Below are 23,677 nucleotides of genomic sequence, written 5' to 3' on the forward strand. Positions count from 1 at the left end.
GATAGTGTCCACGTGTCCACCTAGAACTAGATGGACACGATGCTCCTTGCTACGCGGGTCCCCTTCAAGACGGGTTCACCGGGTGCTTACGATTCATGAGGCTGCGTTAAGCCAAGGTTTAGTGAAACGCGGGGCTGTTGATTGGACGTTGATTGGGGAGCGCCTACAGGGGAGCGCCTGGGTGTCTGTCTTCGAGCGCACGCGCTTCCCAAAGATTCGTGACAAGAGACTCGGAACCTCGCTCACTGGCAAGACGCTTTTACGCAATCCGCTTCACAGCGTCTTGTTGCTTCAACTCGTATTCGGAAACTGGCAGGCCGTAGAAGACGCATTCTCGGAGCCGCGAGTTTCACCAGCCCAGTCACCCACGCGTACCCGGAGGGCTGCCAGCACCGCCGGTGATACGCCTCGTAAGCGCTGGCTAGCCAAGCACCAGCAAAGGTTGTTCGAGCGGTTTCTTGAGCACTATCGTGATGTTCGCGCCAAACATCCTGAAGAAAGCCACGCCGATCTGCTGCGTCGGCTGCCGTACACAGCGCGCATCGTATTGACTCAAAAGCGCCTAGCTGAGGTTAATGAGAACCCCGAGGGGCGGTACGAGCGGCTTGACATCTCTCTCTCTCGCCACATCCATACACTGTCGGAGAAGCTTCGCGCTTCCGGTTATGAGCAGCGCATTTCGCGTAGAGCCTTGCTGACCGGTCATCGAATGCACGGTGCGTGGAATCGGATTTCCGACAACTTGCCACTGTCGAGGAAGGCGCTTGGAGATTGCGAGGAAACTTCAGAAGCATTCGCGGAAAGGCGCCGTGGAGCAGTAGCCCCCACTTCCAGAGCTTTCTCCAATTGAGGGAACGCTCAACGCAACGAAATCCTTGACTAAGCGAAATCGCTCTACTCATGAAAATTCTGAAACTACGAGATGAGCCGTTTGTGACGCCTAAAGACGTGCAACTGCCCTATGCCGACGAATACGGGGTGCCGCACGGCGCAGCCTATCGGCCGTTCCTCAATGCTCAAACACCCCGTGAAAGTACGCGCTCCACGTTCCGTGGTCTGAAGTTCAGGCGGCGATTTGAGGCACTTTCTGAGAGTGAGAAGAAGATTCTCTTTACTCTAGGGTTCCACCCCTACGTCGTCGATGTACGGGACCAGTACTACCTATACGACCCCAAGCATTACTACGCGGCGCAAGCTGCCGGAAACAGGATGCTGAGAAGCAGAGCCATGACTGTCGACATCGTTGTGACCTACGTTCTGCCTGTGGATCGCCGTCTTCGATACCACGGGGTATCTGTAAAGCATCCCGACTATACGGCTGATGAGGCTGACGTGCGGCGGGAGCAGCGGGAATGGCATGAACTGTCACAGAGAGGCTGGACTTGGGAGTTGCTGCGTGGTGACGCAGTGACGGGGACCGAATATGCCAACAACTTCGTGATGTACAGGTCTGTTCGCGAAACCAATGTGCACGGCCGTTACGAAGAAGCACGTTGGTTTTCCGACGTTTTGAAGCGGAGCTCTCGGCGGGGCACGATGGACGCAGTGTTCAGGCGCATCTCGAATCGAACCGGCATCAGCCAAGACGACGCGCACCGGCTGCTCGCGGTAGCTGCATGTTTTGGTTTCATCGAGGTCGACCATCGTATGCCGCTGCTGCCAGATTCGCCCCTCCACCTCATTGATTGAAGTCGCACAAGAGTCGGGCATCGGTTGCCCACTGGCTTACGCGTCAGCGAGCGTGGCAGCAATCGCAAAACAGCTCACATTGCAATCCCCAAAAGGCGAGCTCCTTGCTTAGAGCAGATTGACGATGCCCCAAAATATCTTAGAGACAACTGTGAAGCCTCTGGCTGCGAACCCTGACTATATTTCGCAACTGCTGGATCTTCAGTCCTCACCGTGGCCGAATGGCCTGAATCGATACGTCCCATTTAAACGGGAGAGAGATGTTGACTCCGTCAGATACCGCGCGATTTCCTGGAATCCCTACACGCAGACTTTAGTCGCTCTGAGGACGAACTCGGGTCAGACCCCAGATGGGCGCGGTGAATGGGTACGCTGGAATGCGAAAGACCCCGACGAGCCACTGAAAGACATCGCTGTCGTCCCCGACACGCTTACGCCAGAGACGTTGAGGTTGGAGTTGCGAAAGCTGCCAGCAAGTTGCGCACAAGGTTTGACTTGGCGAAAAAAACTGCTAGATGCAGTGCTTTTCGTGGACGCCGTCGGCAACGGGAATCCATCTGACTATGTGTTTGACGATCTGTATTTTCTGAGTGAACAGCATTGCATTCAAAAGTTGAATCGAGTTTGTGCTACGGCCAACAAGCCTCGCGGCTATCAGAGCTATCTGCGGAAGCTGGTGCACAGGTATGTGCGTTTCGGCGGTATAGAAAACGCACTGGTCAAGCTGACTTTTCTTCAAGGCGGGAAGGGGGTGTCTCGCGTCGGAAAGAATCGTCGCAAACCGGGGCCATTGACGGCGGACGAACAGCGAACCCGTAACCGTGCGCTAGCTTTAGGAAAAACCCCGACGCCCTCGCGTCGGCATCCGGTTAGACCGCATGATGAAGAAAAATTTCTTGCTGCACTAGAGCGAAATTGGGTCGGAAAGCATGAATCATTAGAGTTCACGTATGACGATATGGTTGAGGTTGAGTACCAGAACTGGCCGCTTAAGCTCATTCCGACCATCTATATGTTTCGTCATCATGCCAAAGGGTTGATTGCAAGGCATGACCTAAAGCGGCGCCGAAAGGGGCGCAGGCTGTCCGCGCAGGACAATGATGCACGCCCCGGCACCGCCAGCCAGTTGACACACGGCGTCATCGAGGTGGTAGACGTCGATGGGTTCGTGCCTAAAGTCCGTATTGCCGCGTACGTAGGAGAAAGAATCAAATCCGTCTTCGTGACGGTCATATTTGCGGTGTCCCGATTGTCGGGCGCAGTTCTCGGATACGAACTGATAGCAACCCGGGAAAATTCCGAGGCATTCCGGCGTTGCATCGCGTCGGTGTTTCTGCCGAAAGAGAAGCGCGCTCGGGAGCTCGGCCTTGAATCCACGGAGGGGCTACTTCACGGAAACATCGACGCGATATTTGTGGACAATGGAGCAGGAGCGTCCGCGAAAGTTATCGAGTCCGCATGCGGAGAGATGGGCTTGATGTGGAGCGCCCCGCCACCGGGTAGAGGAGACTACAAAGGCGTTGGCGAGGGGCTTCACAGCTTGATGGTCCGCTACATGGCGGGCTTACCGAGTGGGTATACGCGCGGAACCAGCATCCTAGAAAAGGAGGTGCGCCGTCAGAAGCAGAAGCAACCGCCTGTTACGTTGAAAGTTTTCGAAAAGCTCTTGCTGCAGGCCATTGAGCACTACAACCGGTGTACAAAAAAGCATCGCCTGCGCACTGTCCCAATGAGGGATGCTGGTGTGAACGTCACTCCGCTTGCGATATTCGAGTACACGCAATCTCAGCGGCGCGGTGACGGAGCCCGCGCACTGCAGCCGTACGAGGTGTACAACCGCTTCATCCCCTGGCATAAAAGAGTGTGCCAACTTGGTTTGGTGGAGTTCAATAAGCACCGATATACCTCCGGCGAACTTGTTGACTATTTCAATGAGCATGTAAAGGCGCCGGGGAGAAGGAAATGCAACGTAGAAGTCAGACGGCTCGATGGGCCCGCGAATGTTCTTTTGTGGCGTCATTCTGATGGGGCGATATCGCAGCTCAGGCTAACGGAAGAGGACGAACGCAATATCGGGGGTGCTACGTGGACGGAACTCGACCTGATGAACGCTGACGACTTGGCCAGGGAGGTCCAACTGAGGCGGAAGCGCGGTCGAAGCCGTGCAAGGTTGACTGCTGAGCAGGATGGCCTCGTCGCGAGCGCAGAGCAGAACCGACTGGACCACTTTGGCGGCATTTTGGGCAGTTCAGCAACGGCTGCCAAGCAGAACGCGCAGCGCGTGCGCGATGAGATGCACGTTTCGGACCAAGCGCAGGCCTATGGATTTCCGCAAGAGATTGCTGTCGCGGCCTCAGTGGCCAAGGTGACACCCCGGGGTACCACAGCTTCCGAAGAAGACTACTTTCGGTCGTTGGGCCTCTAGTGACCCGCAGCAGTTTCGTGGCTTCGGGGGGGGGGCGTATACGGAACTTCCGAATAGCAGCGGCGCTCGGCTGGCTCTCGCTCTTTTCATACGGATGCAAAATCAATGAGCACGCCGTGAAACGGTAACGCCCTGATTCTATTGGCCGTATACGGAATTGTACGTGCCGTATACCGAACTAATGCGCAGTGGCAGATCAGCTCGTGGCAAACAGCAGGGCGTCCGCCGCCGCAGGGCGCTCTGCGCATCCGACACAATCATCGCGGCGCATCCTTGGCACGGCTGCCTTGGCGGCCAGCACGAACGCGCTTCAACATCCCTAGCCGGCAAATCGGTAACCGACTCCCGTCTCCGTCAGCAGATGCACGGGCTGCGCCGGATCCGCCTCAAGCTTCTGCCTGAGGTGACCCATATAGACGCGGAGGTATTGGTTGCTCTGCGCCTGGGATGGCCCCCACACCTGGCGCAACAGTTCGCGATGGGTCATCACCTTGCCGCGATGGGCGATCAGCACTGACAGCAAGCGGTACTCGATGGGTGTCAGATGCACGGCCTGGCCGTCACGCGTCACGATGCGATTGGCCAGATCGACCAGCACATCGCCAAAGCTGATTTGCGAGGTGCCCTGCAGGCTGGCTTTCGCGTGCCGGCGCAGCAGCACGCGCAGGCGCGCCACCAGTTCGCCCACGCCGAATGGCTTGGTGATGTAGTCGTCTGCGCCGGCATCGAGCGCGGCGATCTTGTCGGCTTCATCGGTGCGCGCTGAGAGCACCAGCACGGGCACTTCGGTCCAGGCGCGCATCTCGCGTATCAGGGTGACGCCATCGCCATCGGGCAATCCGAGGTCGAGGATGACGACGTCGGGCTGTCGCGTGCCAGCCTCGATCAGCCCGCGCTTGAGCGATTCGGTCTCATGCACCGTGCAGCCCTCGGCTTCCAATGTGGCGCGCACAAAGCGCCGGATGTGAGGTTCATCCTCGACGATCAGCACCGTCGGCGAAAACTCGAATGGCATACCTGCGCTCTCTCTTCCATCTATTCCATTGCGGCCGACTCAGGCTCGATCTGCGGTGGATTGCCACGCGGCAGCGCGACCACGAAGCGGGCACCCGCGTGGCCGGCGGGCCGGTCGGCCCGTTGCGCGGGTTCTACCCAGATGCGCCCGCCATGTGCCTGCACGATGGCTTCGCACACCGCCAGCCCCAGGCCGACTCCAGCGGTTGCCGACTCACGCTCCCCGCGCGTGAACTTCTCGAAAATCTGCCGTTCCTTGCCTGCCGGTACACCTGGGCCATCGTCTTCCACCGTCAGGCGCAGCTCGTCGCCCACCACCGCCGCGTCAATGCGTATCTCGGTGTCGTCCGGCGTGTATTTGGCGGCGTTCTCCAGCAGATTGCACAGCACGCGCTCCATCAGCACCGCATCGCATTCCAGCAAGGGCAACGCTGACAGATTCGCCACCACGATACGATGGCGCGCCAGCGCGCCCCGCATGGCCGCCAGCGCACCGCCCACCATTTCCTCGATCGACTGCCAATCCTTCTGCATGCGGATATCGCGGCCCTGCAGGCGCGCCATATCGAGCAGATTGATCACCATCGTATGCATGCGCTGCGCCTGCTCGCGCATGGCCTGCACCGTCTCGGCCAGCGGCGGCGCCAGGGCCGGCTCGCTGCGTTGCATGGTTTCGGCCATGCCGATCAGGCTGGTGAGCGGCGTGCGCAGGTCGTGCGAAACCGCGGCCAGCAGTGAACTGCGCAGCCGCTCGGACTCCATCGACAGCAGGGCCTGCTGTGCAACTTCGACATAGTGCAGCCGCTCGATGGCAATCGCGATCAGCGTGCAAAACCCATCGACCTGCCTGCGCAGGGCGGGCTGAGCAAAGGCGCGCCACGTGCCTGGCTCGACCGCCAGCACGCCGCGCGTCTGCATCGGCGCCTTGAGCGGCAGGTACAGCACCGTGCTGGCCGGCAGCGTGTCCGTCCCGGTGCCTGCCGGCTGGCCATGGTCGAACACCCATTGCGCCAACACGCGATCAATCGCATCGCCATGCGCGGTCCCGGTGCGTCGGCCCCCATCGGACACGGGTGGCAGCAGGCGCCCCTCGGTCGACACCAGGAAAAATGCGGTATTGGCGTCAAAGGCGGCACGCAGGAAACGGCTGCCAATCGACACGATCTGCTCGGTCATCAAGGCCGCAGACAGTTCGCGGGCCAGCTCGTAGAGCGTGCGCGCCTCCGTCTCGCGCGCCACCGCTAGTTGTGCCTGCTCGCGCAGGCCAGCAGTGAGCTGGCCAATGACCAGGCCCACAGTCAGCAGGACGAAGAACGTCACCAGGTATTGGACGTCGCTGACGGCAAACGAGAAGCGTGGCGGCACGAAGAAGAAGTCGAAGGCTGCCACCGACAGGACCGAGGCGAAAGCCGCTGGCCCGCGTCCGTGGCGCAACGCCACGCCAACCACGGCCGCGAGGAACAGCATCGCGATGTTGACGAGATCAAACCACGGGCGGGTCAGCGCAGAGAGTGCGGTTGCGCCAGCACACCAGATCGCGGCCCATAGATAGTCTTTCTGGCGCGCGCCGTCCGCAGCCTCGGCGAGGTTCTCGGCAGCGGCGCCCGCGTGACTCGGTTTGGCTTCCACGCGCGCGGTATCGGCGGCAACCCGGATCACGTCGATCTCGGGGCAGGCGGCGGCAAGCGCATCGGCAAAGCTGCGCCTGCCGAACAGCCACGCCTGCGCGCCCAGGAAGGGCGACAGCGCAAGACCCAGGAGGGCACGGCCACGCTCGGTCAGAGACCTGCCGCCGCGACGCCAATCGGCAGGCGCACGGCCCAACACGACCTTGGTCAGGTTGTGTCGACGCACGTAAGCCAGGACCGCCTGCACCATATCGCTGCCGGCCAACGCCTCGGTGCGGGCCCCGAGCGCTTCGGCCAGCCGCATGGCCGCCTGCAGGCGTGCACGGGCAGCATCGGAGGGTGGCGCAAGGCGCGGCGTGGCGACCGTGACGACATGCCAGTCGCAATCAAGCTGGCCAGCCAGCCGACGCGCGCTCCTGACCACCTGCTCGGCATCGTCGCCGCTGCCCACGCAGGCCAGGACTGCTTCGCGCGTGCGCCACACCGGCTGTACGGGCTCGCGTGTGCGCCATGCACGCACGTCGTCGTCGACACGGTCGGCGGTGCGGCGCAATGCCAGTTCACGCAGGGCGATCAGATTGCCCTTGCGAAAGAAGTTGCGCGCAGCGTGGCGCGCCTGCTCAGGCAGATAGACCTTGCCCTCGTGCAGACGGCGCAGCAGCTCGTCCGCGGGCAGATCGACCAGCACCACCTCGTCGGCGCCGTCGAACACCGTGTCGGGCACGGTTTCCCAGACGCGAATGCCGGTGATGCCGCCCACCGCTTCGTTGAGGCTGTCGAGGTGCTGCACATTGACGGTGGTCCACACGTCGATGCCGGCGGCCAGCAGTTCCTGAATATCCTGCCAGCGCTTGGGGTGGCGGCTGCCCGGCGCGTTCGAGTGCGCCAGCTCGTCCATCAGGATCAGTGCCGGCCGGCGCGCCAGCGCGCCATCGAGGTCGAACGCCTTCAGCACGCGCTCGCGATAGGGCACGTCCCGCATGGGCAGCCGCTCGATACCATCGATCAGCGCCTCGGTCTCCGCACGCCCATGGGTCTCGACAACGCCGAGCACCACATCGACCCCGCGTGCGCGCAAGGTGCGCGCGGCGCTGAGCATGGCAAAGGTCTTGCCGACCCCGGCTGATGCTCCGAAATAGACGCGCAGCTTGCCGCGCGCAGCGCGTGCGCCATCCTCCTGCACGCGTTGCAACAGGGCATCCGGATCGGGGCGCGGCGCGAAATCGCGCGGAGTAGCGTCAGGCATGGTGGGCTCGCACGCCCGTTACCGTGGTGAATGTGAGGATTGTGTCATCAGCCCATCGCGCGCGCTGCGGCTTCAGCATCGGCGTTGAGATGGCCCCTGCAACTGCGCGGCGATGTGATCTACGCTCCAAAGGGTAAAGGCGGCGCGATAAAAACGGGATAGAAACGATGCTGGGCGATATAAAAAAAGTATAAATGGCCCGGTCGCAAGGACTGCCGCGCCAGGGCAGTGGGGGGCGCAAGGCCGACACGGTGCGCCGCTCGAGCATGCGCATGCCTTGAGCGATACGGCGCGAGCGACGGCCGAGTCATCCAGCGGCCGTTGGCCAACGGTCGCTTGTTTTTGCGGCTGGAATGAGCGCTGCTGGCAAGTCGGACTCGCGGTCTTTTGCTGGCATTCCCGCCCGTCACGGGAATGCATCAATCTGTTCTTATTGGCTATAGCCGCGCCGCTCTATGGCGGCTAACACATCCCACGTCTGCGGATCGACATTGCGGCCCGCGAGCGACATCGAAACGTATGCATCAATCGCATCCACAAAGCCTTTGATGAACGCCGGTGGGAATGACTGTGCAGAGAACACTTGAAGCTGTTCGCGCAGCATGCCCGGCCGGCATTGGCCGTGTGTGCACATGGCGGTGCGCGTGCGCTTGAGGTACGCCTGCGCTGCGATGGCGCCGTTCAGGTAGGTGCGATTCTTGGTCAGCCTGCCTGTGTCGGAGGACGTGGGCGCTGGGCTGGGTGGTGCTGTTGGGGGAGATGGATAAGACGCGGGGCGGTGCCCGCTTGCGACTCCGGTCATGGAACCTCCTGTGAGACAAGAGAGGCCCAGCCATTCGCTGCTACACGAGGGTGGCGGGCCTGACGACAGGGGTAGCAGACCGGCCTCACAGGAAACCGGCAGACCCGAAGGTCTCCCTGCCCGGCCCGCCATAAAAACAATAGGCGTGCGCAAGCTCCGGATGAAAAAAAGCCGCGTGGCAGCGGCTATCCGGCCTGTGAGAAAGAGACGGGCTGCTACACCCGGCTGCCGTTGGTGCGGCGGCGGGGGAATTATAGCGATGGTGGGTGCGCACCGGATTCTGATTTTCGTACGCCTACCTCTGAGCTTTGGCCGCCGAGCAAAAAGCCTTGCACGCCGAGCTCCGAGCTCGGGCAGTCTAGAAAAAAGCCCCACACGTCGAGCTCCGAGCTCGGACGGCCGAGCAAAAAGCCTCGCACGCCGAGCTCCGAGCTCGGGCAGTCGAGCAAAAAGCCTCACGCGTCGAGCTCTGAGCTCGGGCCGTCGAGCAAAAAGCCTCGCACGTCGAGCTCCGAGCTCGGGCGGCCGAGCAAAAATCCTCGCGCGTCGAGCTCTGAGCTCGGACCGCCGAGAACGCCTCTCGATGTGTCGAGTTGTGAAGGCCGCATTAGATCATTCTGATTCTTCGTCCGAAACTGCCTTCTGGCATTGCGGACCCGCGCTGCAGCGGCCAATCTCCCGCCCTCGTGCCCTTGATTGCACGGCACTGCCAATTGATTTGCGAGGAGTGAAATGCAGCAGAACTTGATTTCGTATCAGCTCACGTCAGCTGACTTGGCCGCCGTCGACGGCGCGCTGAAGACGCTGGAAGACCGGCTCGCCAGCCTGATCGACCTCACCCCGGTGCAGCGCCGAACGCTGGTGAAGATGGGCGACAAGTCCGAAGCCTTCGCGCGCAAGGCCGTGGAGGTGCTGAACAACAACCCCAACGTGCTGCCTGGCAATTTCGACCTGGCGGAACTGCGCCGCGATCTGGGGGGCTTCGATCAGCTACGCAGTCGCCTCATGCGCGTGGCGCGCATTCACGAACGCATGGCGGATTCGCAGTTGGCGCTGGGCAGCGATGTGATGAGCGCCACGTTGGAGGGGTATGCGTTCCTCAAGGTGGCGGGTCAGGGAGAAGGGTTGGATGCGGCGCGCAAGGCGCTGGCGGTGCGGTTTAGTCGCGGGCCGCAGAAGCGAGTGGACGACGTGGTGGCTGAGCAAACTGATCCGGAGACGACCTGATGTTTGAAGCACTGGTGCTCTTTCTGGTGGCAAGCCGCCTTGCGCGGCTTCCATGCAGTGAATCCCCCTAGGGCATCGCCCGGTTTTCTATTTCGCCTTGTTTTCGAAATTCCGAATATCCCGCACACCGTAATAGACCGCTTCCATGCTGCTCGTGCCATGAACAACTTTCAATGGCGCTATGTAGGCTTGCCGAACATTCTGGAATGACCCGCTCCGACCCAGTCCGTCGAAATTCGACGCAATGCAGAAGTAGTTTTTATGCGCCTTGGTGAGGACCGAATAAACCGCTTTTGAAGAGTCAATACGCTGAGGGCGATCCCTTCCTAGCCTCGTTGCTCGAGAAATCGGAACCCGCATCGCTCCAACAACGATCAGGTCACGCGATCCCTTGTTTGCCGTCGCATAGCCGAAAACTACGTCATGACGAGCATAGGAAAAAAGCGAGTAGCCCAGAATCTCATCGTCGCTGACTGTTCCGGTGCGATCAAGCTCGCTGTATTCGACGTCCGGGCCGCTACTTTCCAGAAGCATGCAGCTTCTCAAGACTGATTCTGGGATCTGAGCAGCCGCATTGAGTGAAAACAATCCGAAGAACAACGCTACCAATCGCTTCACAAATGCTCCTGAGGTTCCATGCTCGCATGTCCTGGCTTGTTGTGCATCGCCTTCACATTGCCGTTCTCGGCAAGCTGAAAGAGTCGCGACCAATCCTAGCAGCAAGGAGGTCTTCGACTTCGGTTGAATTTTCAGAAACGGCTCATGCATTTGCCGATATGCGCCCTGTAAAAGAGGAAGCCCTCCACCAACTTTCTCGGGAGCACGTAATGTATGACGGCATCTTGGCTGCAAACTATGCAGCAAGCAATATCGAGCCGAATAGTGTGGGCCGCTGCGCAGAATATGTTCGCAAAGCGATTGAATGGGGCGGCATTTCTTTGCAGCGCACCCGTTCTGCAAAGGACTACGGCCTATCATTGCTGGCGGCGGGGTTCCATGAGGCGATAGGCTCGCCGGTAAAGGGAGACGTGATCGTGATTCAACCCGCCCCCGGGCACCCTCACGGACACATGGCGATCTACGATGACTCCCACTGGATATCAGACTTCAAGCAGCTGCACGGCTTCTATCCTGGCCCGGCGTACAGAAGCGCGCAACCGGCCTACAAGATCTACCGCTATCACTGAGGCAAGCTCATGACCCGCTTCCTTTCCCTGCTCATGGCTGTGGTTTGCGCCGTCGCGGTTTCGTCAACGTACGCTGCACAGGCGGCCGTCTCGCAAAACACGCCAGAAGCCGCAGCCAGCTCGTTCTACACCTGGTTCATTCAGCACGATTCGGATCGAACGTATCCGCTGCGCGAACCGGACATTGAGCGCTATGTCGCCACAGATACCGTTGCCCGGTTGCGCAACGACTACGCGCACGCCGGCCCGCCAAATGGCGTGGACTATTTTCTCAAGGTGCAGGACTACGATAGCCGCGACTGGCTTGCCCATATGCAAGTGCAACGCGCACTGATGCTGGGCGATGTTGCAGTTGTGCCGGTCTCTTTTGGCTCGCAAGACCCAGTGCATGTGCTGGTGTTCATGAAGCGAGTGGATGCGGCCTGGAAGATCATCAAAATCGACGACACCTGGGATTACAGGTAAACGGCCCCGTAGAGAAGCCGGGCGTCGCTGCACGGGCGCCCAGGTTTCAGCAGCGTTTTTACATCCTGTTTACACCCCTCCCCCCAACCTTTACCCCGTTTTTACCCCCCTTTCCCTACTGTTGCACTGCACGCAGGCCCTGTGACGGGAGTCTGCCTGCACGCCGCATCCGGCCCCAGTTGACGTGCACCTGCGCCGGGCCGGGCGGCACCCAAAACAACAAGGGAAAGGTCCATGCAAGCCAAGGTGTCTTTGCACGCCACCGTCATCGGTGGCGTTGTCTTCTGTGCCGCAGCACTGTCCAGCGCGGCCGCTTTTGCGCAGTCCACTGACGCTGCGCCGGCCCCCGCCGCTGCACCCGCCAGCCCGTTGACGGCCAACGTCACGCTGGCCAGCCAGTACCGCTATCGCGGTCTCATGCAGACCAACAACAAGCCGGCCATTCAGGGCGGTGTGGATTACGCGCTGCCCAACGGCTTCTACGTGGGCAACTGGAACTCGTCGATCAGCTGGCTGGGGGATTCCAACCCCAACGTCTCCGCCCCCATCGAGATGGATTTCTACGGCGGCTACAAGACGGAGCTGATGAAGGACGTGCCGATTGATGTGGGCGTGCTCCAGTACTACTACCCGGGCAGCTACCCCGACGGCTACACGCGCCCGCACACCACCGAGGGCTATGCGCAGATCGGCTATGGGCCGGTCTCGTTCAAGTACTCGCACGCGTTCTCCAACCTGTTCGGTTTTGCAGACAGCCACCACAGCCAGTACTTCGACCTGTCGGGCAATTTCGACACAGGCTTCTGGGGTCTGACGCTGAACCTGCACGTGGGCTACCAACAGGTGCCGCATCAGGTGGTGCGCACCTCGTATGCCGACTGGAAGGTGGGCGTGACGAAAGACTTCGGCAGCGGTTGGACGGCATCGCTGGCGTACATCGACACCAACGCTGCACGCGCCGCGTACACCAACACGCGCGGCAACTACATGGGCAAGGCCACCGCGCTGCTGGCCGTGACCAAGACGTTCTGACCATCACGACCTGAAGGAAAGGGGAGCGCATATGGACCTCGTTTATCTCGCCGGCCTTGCGGTGCTGGCCCTGGCAGTGGGCGGCTTGCTCGCCCTCTCCGGCCGGCTTGCCACCAAAGACCAACCCACCACGCACGCGATGGAGAAACAGCAATGACCTGGCTCTATGTGCTGTCCGGGGCCATCACGGTGGCCTTGTTGATCTATCTGTTCGTGGCCCTGCTGTGGCCCGAACGCTTCTAACAACACTGCGAGGCACACCATGAATGCGTTCCTCCTCCAGCTGGCGATCTATCTGGTCGTGCTGCTGGTTCTGGCCAAACCGCTGGGCGCGTATATGACCGGCGTGTTTGGCGACAAACCGTCGCGCGCGCACTGGCTCGGCCCCGTCGAGCGATTGTTCTATCGCGTGGCCGGCGTCAACCCGCAGGCCGAGATGGGCTGGAAGCGCTATGCGCTGGCCGTCATCGTCGTCAACGTGCTGGGCGCGCTGGCGGTGTATGCGCTGCAACGCGCGCAGCAGTGGCTGCCGCTGAACCCGCAGGGCTTTGGTGCCATCACGCCGGATTCGTCCTTCAACACGGCCATCAGCTTTGTGAGCAACACCAACTGGCAAGGCTATTCGGGCGAAAGCACGATGAGCTATCTCACGCAGATGCTCGGCCTGGCGGTGCAGAACTTCCTGTCCGCGGCGACCGGTATTGCGGTGGTGATTGCGCTCATTCGTGGTTTTGCTCGGCACTCGGCCAACACCATCGGCAACTTCTGGGTCGACTTCACGCGCGCCACGGTCTACGTGCTGCTGCCGCTGTCGATCATCGTGTCGGTGTTCTTCGTGAGCCAGGGCGTGATCCAGAACTTCGATGGCTACAAGGCGGTGACCACCGTCACCGCCACCACGTACGACAACCCGAAGATGGATGCGCAGGGCAACCCGCTCAAGGATGCCCAAGGCAACCCCGTCACCGAAAAAGCCACCACGCAAACGCAGACCCTGCCGATGGGCCCGGTCGCGTCGCAGGAGGCGATCAAGATGCTCGGCACCAACGGTGGCGGCTTCTTCAACGCCAACTCCGCCCACCCGTACGAAAACCCCAACGCGCTGACGAACTTCGTGCAGATGCTGGCGATCTTCATCATCCCGGCGGCGCTGTGCTTTACGTTTGGCGGCATGGTGGGCGATGGCCGGCAAGGCTGGGCCGTGCTCGCGGCGATTACGGTGCTGTTTGTGGCGCTCGCCACGTTCCTGGCCTGGGCCGAGCTGCATGCCAACCCGATGCTCGCCAACCTCGGCATCGACCAGGCCGTGGGCAACATGGAAGGCAAGGAAACGCGCTTCGGCATCGTGGCCTCGTCGCTGTTTGCCACCATCACCACGGCGGCTTCGTGCGGGGCCGTCAATGCCATGCATGACTCGCTGACCGCGCTGGGCGGCTTCGTGCCGATGTTCCTGATGCAGCTGGGCGAAGTGGTGTTTGGCGGTGTGGGCTCGGGCCTGTACGGCATGCTGGTGTACGCCATCCTGGCCGTGTTCATCGCGGGCCTGATGATCGGCCGCACGCCGGAATACCTCGGCAAGAAGATCGAGGTGTTCGAGATGAAGATGACGTCGATCGCCATCCTCGTCACGCCGCTGCTGGTGCTGGTGGGCACGGCCATCGCCGTGGTGGTCACGCAGGGCAAGGCCGGCATCTTCAACCCCGGCACGCACGGCTTCTCTGAAGTGCTGTACGCCTTCTCATCGGCCGCCAACAACAACGGCAGCGCGTTTGCCGGCCTGTCTGCCAACACGCCGTTCTACAACGTGGCGCTGGGCATTGCGATGTGGCTGGGCCGCTTCTGGATCATCGTGCCGGTGCTGGCGATGGCAGGCACGTTTGCCGCCAAGAAGCGCCTGCCCGTGACGGCCGGCACGCTGCCCACGCACGGCCCGCTGTTTGTGGTGCTGCTGATCGGCTCGGTGCTGCTGGTGGGCGCGCTCACGTACATCCCGGCCCTTGCGCTCGGTCCGATCGCAGAACACCTCGCACGCTAAGAACCTGCCCATGTCACTACTGCGCGTCCCGATCTTGGCCCTGCGATGCTCGCCGTACACCTGTACGGCTGCGCTTCTCGCGCCAACCTCGGGCCGCTCGCTACGGACCATGAGCAGGTTCCACGGCGAGTCGTCTACCCCATATCAACAGGTGCCTTATGGCTATCCGTTATCCCGAATCCGAACCGGCTGTGCGTACGGTCAAGCACAAGCTTGAGCCGAGCGCCGCTACTGGTACTGCTGCAGGCGCTGAGCCGCATGCACGCAGTACACATACGACGCTGTCCGCGAAGGATGTGCGCAAGCTGTCGATGTTCTCGTCGGCGCTGGTCAAGCCTGCGATTGTCGACAGCTTCCGCAAGCTGTCGCCGCGCGCGCAGGCCAAGAACCCGGTGATGTTTGTCGTCTACGTCGGCAGCATCCTCACCACCATTCTGTGGGTCATGGCGCTGCGCGGCCAGGCCGAAGCGCCGGCGGGCTTCATCCTCGCCGTGTCGGTGTGGCTGTGGTTCACGGTGTTGTTCGCCAACTTTGCCGAAGCGCTGGCCGAAGGCCGCAGCAAGCAGCAGGCCGCATCGTTGCGCGGCATCAAGACCACGGTGCAGGCCAAGGTGCTGGCAGACCCCCATCGCAGAGACCGCGTGGAAGCGCGCGCCGCCACCGCGCTGCGCCGTGGCGACATCGTGCTCATCGAAGCCGGCGACATGGTGCCCGGCGACGGCGAGGTCATCGAAGGCGTGGCCTCGGTGGACGAAAGCGCCATCACGGGCGAATCGGCGCCGGTCATTCGCGAATCGGGCGGGGATTTCTCGTCCGTCACCGGCGGCACGCGCGTGCTGTCGGACTGGATCATCGTGCGCATCACCGCCAACCCCGGCGAGAGCTTCCTCGATCGGATGATCTCGATGGTGGAAGGCGCCAAGCGCCAGAAGACGCCCAACGAGCTGGCGCTGACGATCCTGCTGGTGAGCCTGACCATCATCCTGATGCTGGCGACCGTCACGCTGCTGCCGTACTCGATCTTCTCGGTCGACGCGATGAAGGCCGGCTCGCCGATCACGATTACCGTGCTCGTTGCGCTGCTGGTGTGTCTGATCCCGACCACCATCGGCGGGTTGCTGTCGGCCATTGGCGTGGCGGGCATGAGCCGCATGATGCAGGCCAACGTGATCGCCACGTCGGGCCGTGCCGTGGAAGCGGCGGGCGACGTGGATGTGCTGCTGCTCGACAAGACCGGCACGATCACGCACGGCAACCGCCAGGCGTCGCGCTTTATCCCCGCGCCGGGCGTGACGGCCAAGCAGTTGGCCGAGGCCGCGTGGCTGTCGTCGCTGGCCGATGAAACGCCCGAAGGCCGCAGCATCGTCACGCTCGCGCGCAATCTGGGCGAGGCGTCCATCGATGAAGCCGCGCTGGCGAAGACGCAACCCGTGTACGTCGCCTTCTCTGCGCAAACGCGCATGAGCGGGATCAACGTCTCGCATGCAGGCGACGCCCGCCAGATCCGCAAGGGCGCAGCCGATGCGATTCGCACGCATGTGACGCTGCTGGCCGGCAAGTTTCCCGATGCCGTGTCGACAGCCGTGGATGACGTCGCGCGCCAGGGCGGCACACCGCTGGTGGTGTCCGACAACGACCGCGTGCTCGGCGTGGTGGAACTGAAGGACATCGTGAAGGCCGGCATTCGCGAGCGCTTTGCCGAGCTGCGCCAGATGGGCATCAAGACGGTGATGATCACCGGCGACAACCGCCTGACCGCCGCGTCCATCGCAGCCGAAGCCGGCGTCGACGACTTCATTGCCGAAGCCACGCCCGAGACCAAGCTGGCGCTCATCCGCGAGCAGCAGGCACAAGGCCGCCTCGTTGCCATGACCGGCGACGGCACCAACGATGCCCCCGCGCTGGCACAGGCCGACGTGGCCGTCGCCATGAACAGCGGCACGCAGGCTGCGAAGGAGGCCGGCAACATGGTCGACCTGGATTCCAGCCCGACCAAGCTGATCCAGATTGTCGAGATCGGCAAGCAGATGCTGATGACGCGCGGCTCGCTGACCACGTTCTCGATCGCTAACGATGTGGCGAAGTACTTCGCGATCATCCCGGCTGCTTTTGCGACGACGTATCCGCAGCTGGCCGCGCTGAATGTGATGCATCTGGCGACGCCCGCATCGGCCGTGATGAGCGCGGTGATCTTCAACGCGCTGATCATCGTGTTCCTGATTCCGCTGGCGCTCAAGGGCGTGAAGTACCGCGCGCTAGGGGCCGCTGCGCTGCTGCGCCGCAATCTCTTGGTCTATGGCCTGGGCGGGCTGCTGCTGCCCTTCCCGGGCATCAAGCTCATCGACATGTTCCTGGCCGCAATGGGCTGGGTTTAAGGGAGGAGTGCATTCATGGCAACCACAACGCAAACCGTGCAGGGCGATGTGCCGCAACAAGGTGGGCTGCTGCGTGCGGCGCTGGTGGTCTTCGTCGGGCTGTCGCTCATCACCGGGGTGCTGTATCCGGTGGTGGTGACGGGTATCGGCAAGGCGCTGTTTCCGGCGCAGGCCGGGGGCTCGATCATCGAGCGTGGCGGCAAGGCTGTTGGGTCTTCGTTGATCGGGCAGAACTTTGACACGCCGGAGTATTTCTGGGGCCGCATCTCCGCGACGTCGCCGAACCCGTATAACGCACAGGCTTCGGGAGGCTCGAACTTGGGGCCCAGCAACCCGGCATTGACGGAGGCGGCCAAGGCTCGCATTGCGGCCCTCAAGAAAGCGGACCCGACGAACACTGCGCCGATTCCTGCAGACCTTGCGACGGCATCCGCCAGCGGATTGGACCCGCAGATCAGTCCGGCTGCGGCGGCGTACCAAGTCGAGCGGGTGGCGCGCGCCCGGCAGCTGCCGGTGGAGGTGGTCCGGCGGCTGGTTGCGGAGCACGCCAAGGGGCCAATGCTCGGAGTGTTTGGAGAGGCAACGGTCAATGTGCTGGAGGTCAATCTGGCGTTGGATGACCTGAAGCTTCCTTGAAGACGCACGGGCTGACCTGGCGGGCAACGACACGGGGCGCGCAATCCACGCGTCTGCCTCGCCGCGCCGAGTGCTGCGACAGGTGTCTCGCACGGCTGCGACGTTTGTCTCGCGCCGAAGCCGCCCGAGACAGGTCCCACATTCCCGCCGTCTTGTGCCCGGCCCGCCGCAAAACCCCGTACCGTATGGCTTTGCAGGTATTTTCAATGCGCTGCGGGCATGGCCGCCAGCACGGACGGGCCGCCCGCCACTGAGCGTGGCGTGTTGCTCGCGGCGCTGCGCCGGAACAAGTGGCGCATCACCCAGGTGGCGTACGAACTGGGCATCGCGCGCGCAACGGTGTACCGGCAGATGGAGCGGTTCGGGATCGTCGCGCCCAATCAGCAATAACCAAGGGCGGGCCGGCGCATGGCGCGATTTTCCGTCTGACGCGGAAACTGAATCTGCGCGACGCGGCTGTTTCCGCGGCCGGCGCGCTCGCATGATGCGGCTATCCGATCCGACTGGAAGCCCGCCATGAAAGCCGTTGCCTATTACGAAAGCCTGCCCATCGATGCGCCCGATGCGCTCGTCGACCTGACCCTGCCTGAGCCGACGCCTGGCCCGCGTGACCTGCTGGTCGACGTGCGTGCCATTTCCGTCAACCCGGTCGATGTGAAAGTGCGCTCCGGCATGCCGCCAGCCGGTGGGCAGCCGCGCGTGCTGGGCTGGGATGCCGCCGGCGTGGTGCGCGCCGTGGGCGCAGAGGTCTCGCTCTTCAAGCCGGGCGACGCGGTGTGGTACGCCGGTGCCCTGCAGCGTCCCGGCACCAACAGCGAACTGCATGTGGTGGACGAACGCTTGGTCGGCGCGATGCCCACCACGCTCGGGTTTGCCCAGGCGGCAGCGCTGCCGCTCACGGCCATCACCGCATGGGAACTGCTGTTCGACCGTCTGCAGATTCCGCAGGCCGATACGCCCAGCGGCAAGACGCTGCTCGTTGTCGGCGCGGCGGGCGGCGTGGGGTCGGTGCTCGTGCAGCTCGCGCGCCGGCTGACCGGCCTGACGGTGATCGGCACGGCATCGCGCCCAGAGACGGCAACCTGGGTGCGCGAGCTGGGCGCACATCATGTCATCAACCATACGCAGCCGCTGGCGGCGGAGCTACGCCGCATCGACGTGGCAGACGTGGACTACGTAGCGAGCCTCAACCAGACCGAGCATCACTTCGAGCAGATCGTGGAGGCGCTCAAGCCGCAGGGGCGTCTGGCGTTGATCGACGACCCGGCGCAGCTCGACGTGCGCAAGCTCAAGCCGAAGAGTGTGTCGCTGCACTGGGAATTCATGTACACGCGCTCGATGTTTGCCACCGATGACCAGATCGAGCAGCACCGCCTGCTCAACCGCGTCGCCGCCATGATCGACGAGGGCACGCTGCGCTCCACCATGAGCGAGCATTTCGGCGCCATCAACGCGGCCAACCTCAAGCGTGCGCACGCCTTCATCGAAAGCAACCGCGCGCGTGGCAAGGTAGTGCTCGAAGGGTTCTGAATCAGGCGTCGGCCAGGTAGCCGGCAATGCGCTCGCGCAGGACATCGCGCAGCCGCATCAACGTGGGTGACAGTGCAAGCCGATGGGTGCAGATGAGGTGCAGCGGTGCGGCTTCGCCCTGCCAGTCGGTGAGCGCCGCGCGCAAATGGCCGGCGCGCAGATCGGCCAGGACATCCAGGCGCGACTTGTAGGCGATGCCGTGTCCGGCGACAGCCCAGCGGCGCACCAGTTCGCCATCGTCGGCGACGCGGTTGCCTGTCACGCGCACGACCTGCGTGTCCGCCTTGCCATGGAATGTCCACTGGTCGTGCGTGGTGTCGGACAGCGCCAGCCGCAGACAGTTGTGGCGCTGCAGGTCGTCGGGCGTCTGGGGCACCCCGTGCCGGGCGAAATACGCTGGCGCGGCGCACAGCACGCGGCGGTTGTCGGGGGCCAGCGGAAGCGCCACCAGTGAGGAGTCGTCCGGTGCGCCGTAGCGCACCACCGCATCGACGCGCTGGCGGAACATGTCGACCAGCCGGTCGCTGATGCGCACGTGCAACGCCACCGCCGGATGTTCGGCCAGGAAGTCGTCCAGCCAGCCCGCCAGCACGCTCCGCCCCAGGTCGGACGGAATCGACAGCGACACCTCGCCGCCGATGGCCTGCCGCCCGAGCGCCAGTGCGTCCTGCCCCGCCTGCAGGTCGGACAGCGCGCGGCGCGCGTGCTGCAGGTAGCGTTCGCCTTCCTGTGTCAGTGCCAGGCTGCGCGTGGAGCGCGCCAGCAACCGCGCGCCCAGCTCCGCCTCGAGCCGCTTGACCCCCGCGCTGGCGGCTGCCGGGGCGATGTTCAGTACGCGTGCCGCCGCTGACAGGCTGCCGTTGTCCACGGCCAGCACGAAGATGCTGAGGTCGTCGAGGCGGATCATGACGGGCGGTGTCGGGTGGCGTGGCGCATGGACGGCATCTTACCGAGCGCGCCGCCCGTCCGCACCCTCGTTGCCCGGCGGCGCGACAGCCGCCCGTCGCGCCTGTCGCGCCTGTCGCGGTGTCCCACGCTGGCCCGTGCCCTCACGCCTTGTGCACCGGGAACAAGGTCGACAGCACCTGCCGCGCGGTGCCCCGCAGCACGCCGCCCGTATCCGGATCGCCATCCGCCAGCGCCGTGGCGAAGTTGCGCGCCTGCTGCAGCGTGACGTGCGGCGGCAGGGGCGGCACGTCGGGGTCGGTCTTCACTTCGAGCACGACCGGCCGGTCGGCTTGCAGCGCCGCGTCCCATGCGCTGGCAAGCTGATCCGGGTGGTCGACATACAGGCCCTTGAGCCCGATGAGTTCGGCAAAGCGGTGATAAGGCACATCGGGAATATCCTGCGATGCCGGAAACTTCGGGTCGCCTTCCATCACGCGCTGTTCCCAGGTGACCTCGTTCAAGTCCTGGTTGTTGAGCACCATGCAGATCCACGTCGGGGTCTTCCACTGCTTCCAGTATTTGGCCACGGTGATCAGCTCGGCCATGTTGTTCATCTGCATGGCACCATCGCCCACCAGCGCGATGACAGGCCGCTCCGGATGGGCAAACTTCGCGGCAATGGCATAAGGCACGGCCGCCCCCATCGACGCCAGGCCCCCGGAGAGCGAGCCCATCATGCCGGGCTTGAACTGGAGGTCGCGCGCGTACCAGTTGGCACAGGTGCCGGAATCGCTGGTGACGATCACGTTGTCCGGCAGTCTGGGTGAAAGCTCCCAGAACACGCGTTGCGGGTTCACCGGGTAGGCGGGCTGCAGTGCGCGCTGTTCCAGCGTTTGCCACCAGTCGGCGTTCCAGCGGGCCACGCGCTCGGGCCAGTGGCGGTCGGTCTTGCGTTCGAGCAGCGGCAGCAGGGCGCGCAGCGTCTGTGCGCTGTCGCCCACCAGGTTGAGCTCCATCGGGTAGCGCAGTCCCAGCATGCCGGGGTCCAGGTCGATCTGTATCCCGCGCGCCTGACCTTCCTTGGGCAGGGACTCGGCATACGGAAAGCCGGAGCCGACCATCAGCAGCGTGTCGCAGTGGTTCATGAGCTCCCAGCTGGGCCCCGTCCCCAGCAGGCCGATGGCACCGGTGACATATGGCAGGTCGTCGGGCAGCACGGCCTTGCCAAGCAGCGCCTTCGCCACGCCCGCGCCCAGGGTTTCCGCCACGGCGGCCACTTCCTTGCTCGCGCCGAGCGCGCCCGCGCCGACGAGCATGGCGACCCTGCGCCCACGGTTGAGGATCTCCGCCGCGCGCGCCAGGTCGGCGGTCTGTGGCACCACGCTCGGCGTGCTGTAGCCGACGCCGGAATGCACCGTGCCATGTGCGCGCGGCGGGGCGGTGTACGGCATCTCCTGCAGGTCGTTGGGCAGCACGAGTGCCGTCACGCGGCGCTGGCCGATGGCAATGCGCACCGCGCGGTCCAGCAGATGCCGCACCTGCCCGGGCACGCTGGCCTGGTGCACGAACGCGCCGGCCACGTCACGGAACATCGCCACCAGATCCACTTCCTGCTGGTAGTGCCCGCCCACCGCGGTGCGCGCCTGCTGTCCGGTCATTGCCAGCACGGGCATGTGGTCGAGCCGGGCGTCGTACAGGCCGGTGATGAGGTGCGATGCACCCGGCCCCGACGTGGCCATGCACACGCCGAGCTCACCCGTGAACTTGGCATGCGCGGCGGCCATGAAGGCTGCCATCTCTTCATGGCGGGCCTGTACGAATTCGATCTTGCCCTTGGCACGGGCCAGTGCGCCGAACATGCCGTTGATGCCGTCTCCAGGGTAGCCGTAGATGCGGCGCACGCCCCAGTCGTACAGGCGCGCAACGAGGAAATCGCTGACGGTGGCTTGCATGGTGTCGTCCCTGCGCTCAGGCTGCCGCGCCCTGCCCGAGCAGCGCTTCCTTGCGCGCCGTCATCGGCTCAAGCAGCGGCGAGAGATCGATGTGCCCGTTGATGAGCTTCGGGAACAGCTCGGTCTCTTCTTCCTCCACGTGGTGCGACACATACTCCGCCAGCACGGTGAACTTGGCGGCGAACAGATCGTCGCCTGGCTGCATGCCGGCCAGCTGCCGGATCAGATCCTTTGCGGTGGCGTGCTCGACCACCGCTTCGTCGAGGAGGTCCTTGAAGCGCTCGCTGCCGTTGTCGCGCACGAACGGGTAGAACAGTGCTTCCTCAAGCTGCGTGTGGACGGTCAACTTTTCACACGCCTCACGCACGATCTGCCCGCACGTTCGCGGATCGTTCTCCTGCTGGAATGTCTTGAACAGCTTCTTCACCTCGCGGTGGTCGTCCAGCAGCATCGACAGCACGGCGCGTTGTGCCACGGGAATCTCGGCTTTGTTCATGGGGCTCTCCTGTTGGGGTGCCCGTACCGCCGAGCAAGCGTCATGCCGCGCATCGCAAGCACGCAGGCAGGTTTCGTGCTGGAGGGTGTCGTGGCACGGGGCCGTTCCGTGCCAGCACGAACGGCGGCCGCGCACCGTTCGCCATTTCACTCTTGGGAGGTACTGCTATGGACTACACGACGACTACCGGCACGGGCCTGGGCGCAGGGACGAGCACCACCGCCGGCGTACGCATGCGCATCATCGGGCGCGCCGATCCCACCGCCGCCGGGCCGGGGCCGGAGCTGATGGCCGCGGATACGCTGGAAGGCGATCGGGTGGTCAACCTCAACGGCGACGATCTGGGCAAGATCACCGACATCATGCTCGACGTGCAGCGTGGGCGCATTGCTTATGCGGTGATATCGGTGGGGGGCTTTCTCGGTATTGGCGACAGGCTGTTCGCCGTACCGTGGAGCGCCATGTCACTCGACGTCGACCGCAAGTGCTTCGTGCTCGATGCGGACAAGGACCGCCTTGAAGCCGCGCCGGGTTTCGACAAGGACAACTGGCCGACCATGGCCAACCCGACCTGGGCGGAGTCCGTGCACGAGTACTACGGCTCGCGCCCGTACTGGGACGAATACTGAACGGTGGCGTGCCCAGGCACGTTCTTCGCGTGCGTGTCGTCAGCCACGCTTGACACAGGAGGGCGCATGGAACCCGGCAAGAAAGAGAAGCATCCGCACGCGCACAAGCGCGAGGACCTGGTGGAAAAGGCCGTGGAAGATACCTTCCCGGCCAGCGATCCACCCGCCACAGGCGGCATCACGCGCGTGGTCGACAAGGACGGCGGCGAGAAGTCCACTCACCACCAGCGCTCGCCACAGCGTCACGAGCGCTGAGGCGTACGCGCGCCACCGCACATGCGCCCGCAGGGTTCCGCCTTGCGGGCGTTTTGTCGTCCGGCGCTACGCCAGGGGCATCAGCGCGGTGACCACGTTGTCGAACGGATCGCGCGCATCGGCGGGGCGCATGCGCTGCGGGCGCATCGGTCTGCGCGAAGACGAT

23 protein-coding genes are annotated in these 23,677 nt (G+C 63.4%); 16 read left to right on the top strand and 7 right to left on the bottom strand.

Features of this window, described 5'->3' with window-relative positions:
• The first annotated feature begins 181 nt into the window (after positions 1–181).
• The 3 genes from R2N03_RS19885 (at position 182) to R2N03_RS19895 (ending at position 4,114) form a co-directional block, all read left to right on the top strand.
• Entirely contained in the window at positions 182–850 is a 669-nt protein-coding gene (locus tag R2N03_RS19885; RefSeq protein ID WP_316659606.1) for a hypothetical protein, read from the top strand.
• 50 nt (positions 851–900) lie between these two features.
• Positions 901–1,689, top strand: a complete 789-nt coding sequence (locus R2N03_RS19890; RefSeq protein WP_316659607.1) for a PDDEXK family nuclease — start codon at positions 901–903, stop codon at positions 1,687–1,689.
• A gap of 124 nt (positions 1,690–1,813) precedes the next feature.
• Positions 1,814–4,114: a hypothetical protein gene (locus tag R2N03_RS19895; RefSeq protein WP_316659608.1), complete on the top strand. Its 2,301-nt coding sequence runs from the start codon at positions 1,814–1,816 to the stop codon at positions 4,112–4,114.
• A gap of 319 nt (positions 4,115–4,433) precedes the next feature.
• Here R2N03_RS19895 and kdpE read toward each other — a convergent pair whose 3' ends face one another.
• From kdpE to R2N03_RS19910, 3 genes are all read right to left on the bottom strand, one after another.
• A complete protein-coding gene (gene kdpE / locus R2N03_RS19900) occupies positions 4,434–5,129 on the bottom strand; it encodes a two-component system response regulator KdpE (protein ID WP_316659609.1) in 696 nt (231 codons plus the stop codon).
• A gap of 20 nt (positions 5,130–5,149) precedes the next feature.
• Complete coding sequence (locus tag R2N03_RS19905; protein WP_316659610.1) at positions 5,150–8,002, bottom strand: DUF4118 domain-containing protein; 2,853 nt, start codon at positions 8,000–8,002, stop codon at positions 5,150–5,152.
• Between the two features lie 430 nt (positions 8,003–8,432).
• The gene (locus tag R2N03_RS19910) at positions 8,433–8,804 is read right to left on the bottom strand and encodes a hypothetical protein (RefSeq protein WP_316659611.1); all 372 of its coding nucleotides are present in this window, start codon (positions 8,802–8,804) and stop codon (positions 8,433–8,435) included.
• A 732-nt stretch (positions 8,805–9,536) separates the two neighbouring features.
• On the opposite strand from R2N03_RS19910, the gene R2N03_RS19915 reads away from it, so the two are divergent.
• Entirely contained in the window at positions 9,537–10,031 is a 495-nt protein-coding gene (locus tag R2N03_RS19915) for a hypothetical protein (RefSeq protein WP_316659612.1), read from the top strand.
• An 87-nt stretch (positions 10,032–10,118) separates the two neighbouring features.
• Here the strand turns inward: R2N03_RS19915 and R2N03_RS19920 are convergent, their stop codons facing one another.
• Positions 10,119–10,649, bottom strand: a complete 531-nt coding sequence (locus tag R2N03_RS19920) for a hypothetical protein (RefSeq protein WP_316659613.1) — start codon at positions 10,647–10,649, stop codon at positions 10,119–10,121.
• Positions 10,650–10,858: 209 nt separating this feature from the next.
• On the opposite strand from R2N03_RS19920, the gene R2N03_RS19925 reads away from it, so the two are divergent.
• From R2N03_RS19925 to R2N03_RS19970, 10 genes are all read left to right on the top strand, one after another.
• Entirely contained in the window at positions 10,859–11,218 is a 360-nt protein-coding gene (locus R2N03_RS19925) for a CHAP domain-containing protein (protein ID WP_316659683.1), read from the top strand.
• A 9-nt stretch (positions 11,219–11,227) separates the two neighbouring features.
• The gene (locus R2N03_RS19930; RefSeq protein WP_316659614.1) at positions 11,228–11,683 is read left to right on the top strand and encodes a DUF3828 domain-containing protein; all 456 of its coding nucleotides are present in this window, start codon (positions 11,228–11,230) and stop codon (positions 11,681–11,683) included.
• Positions 11,684–11,917: 234 nt separating this feature from the next.
• Positions 11,918–12,715 carry a TorF family putative porin gene (locus tag R2N03_RS19935; RefSeq protein ID WP_252692218.1) on the top strand — a complete coding sequence of 266 codons (798 nt, stop codon included), beginning with the start codon at positions 11,918–11,920 and terminating at the stop codon, positions 12,713–12,715.
• A gap of 31 nt (positions 12,716–12,746) precedes the next feature.
• A complete protein-coding gene (locus tag R2N03_RS19940; protein ID WP_004628489.1) occupies positions 12,747–12,872 on the top strand; it encodes a hypothetical protein in 126 nt (41 codons plus the stop codon).
• The gene (gene kdpF / locus R2N03_RS19945; RefSeq protein ID WP_102064073.1) at positions 12,869–12,958 is read left to right on the top strand and encodes a K(+)-transporting ATPase subunit F; all 90 of its coding nucleotides are present in this window, start codon (positions 12,869–12,871) and stop codon (positions 12,956–12,958) included. The genes R2N03_RS19940 and kdpF overlap by 4 nt, the downstream gene beginning before the upstream one ends.
• Before the next feature lie 19 nt (positions 12,959–12,977).
• The gene (gene kdpA / locus R2N03_RS19950) at positions 12,978–14,750 is read left to right on the top strand and encodes a potassium-transporting ATPase subunit KdpA (RefSeq protein ID WP_316659615.1); all 1,773 of its coding nucleotides are present in this window, start codon (positions 12,978–12,980) and stop codon (positions 14,748–14,750) included.
• Positions 14,751–14,908: 158 nt separating this feature from the next.
• The gene (gene kdpB, locus R2N03_RS19955; protein ID WP_316659616.1) at positions 14,909–17,125 is read left to right on the top strand and encodes a potassium-transporting ATPase subunit KdpB; all 2,217 of its coding nucleotides are present in this window, start codon (positions 14,909–14,911) and stop codon (positions 17,123–17,125) included.
• 15 nt (positions 17,126–17,140) lie between these two features.
• The gene (kdpC, locus tag R2N03_RS19960) at positions 17,141–17,761 is read left to right on the top strand and encodes a potassium-transporting ATPase subunit KdpC (RefSeq protein ID WP_316659617.1); all 621 of its coding nucleotides are present in this window, start codon (positions 17,141–17,143) and stop codon (positions 17,759–17,761) included.
• Between the two features lie 219 nt (positions 17,762–17,980).
• Positions 17,981–18,151, top strand: coding sequence for a helix-turn-helix domain-containing protein (locus R2N03_RS19965; RefSeq protein ID WP_316659618.1), 171 nt, complete (start codon positions 17,981–17,983; stop codon positions 18,149–18,151).
• A gap of 126 nt (positions 18,152–18,277) precedes the next feature.
• Entirely contained in the window at positions 18,278–19,291 is a 1,014-nt protein-coding gene (locus tag R2N03_RS19970; protein ID WP_316659619.1) for a zinc-binding alcohol dehydrogenase family protein, read from the top strand.
• A gap of 1 nt (position 19,292) precedes the next feature.
• Here the strand turns inward: R2N03_RS19970 and R2N03_RS19975 are convergent, their stop codons facing one another.
• The 3 genes from R2N03_RS19975 to R2N03_RS19985 form a co-directional block, all read right to left on the bottom strand.
• On the bottom strand, positions 19,293–20,198 hold the full coding sequence (locus R2N03_RS19975; RefSeq protein ID WP_316659620.1) for a LysR family transcriptional regulator: 906 nt from the start codon (positions 20,196–20,198) through the stop codon (positions 19,293–19,295).
• A 142-nt stretch (positions 20,199–20,340) separates the two neighbouring features.
• Positions 20,341–22,131 carry a thiamine pyrophosphate-requiring protein gene (locus tag R2N03_RS19980; protein ID WP_316659621.1) on the bottom strand — a complete coding sequence of 597 codons (1,791 nt, stop codon included), beginning with the start codon at positions 22,129–22,131 and terminating at the stop codon, positions 20,341–20,343.
• Positions 22,132–22,147: 16 nt separating this feature from the next.
• Positions 22,148–22,627 (bottom strand): hemerythrin domain-containing protein, encoded by a 480-nt coding sequence (locus tag R2N03_RS19985; RefSeq protein WP_316659622.1) that lies wholly within the window; start codon positions 22,625–22,627, stop codon positions 22,148–22,150.
• A gap of 233 nt (positions 22,628–22,860) precedes the next feature.
• Between R2N03_RS19985 and R2N03_RS19990 the strand changes: the two genes are divergently transcribed.
• Both R2N03_RS19990 and R2N03_RS19995 read left to right on the top strand, forming a co-directional pair.
• Positions 22,861–23,256 carry a PRC-barrel domain-containing protein gene (locus R2N03_RS19990; protein ID WP_316659684.1) on the top strand — a complete coding sequence of 132 codons (396 nt, stop codon included), beginning with the start codon at positions 22,861–22,863 and terminating at the stop codon, positions 23,254–23,256.
• 66 nt (positions 23,257–23,322) lie between these two features.
• Positions 23,323–23,511: a hypothetical protein gene (locus R2N03_RS19995; RefSeq protein WP_316659623.1), complete on the top strand. Its 189-nt coding sequence runs from the start codon at positions 23,323–23,325 to the stop codon at positions 23,509–23,511.
• Positions 23,512–23,677 lie beyond the last annotated feature (166 nt).

It is taken from the genome of Ralstonia condita (assembly GCF_958405655.1).
GTDB classification, from domain to species: Bacteria; Pseudomonadota; Gammaproteobacteria; order Burkholderiales; family Burkholderiaceae; genus Ralstonia; species Ralstonia condita.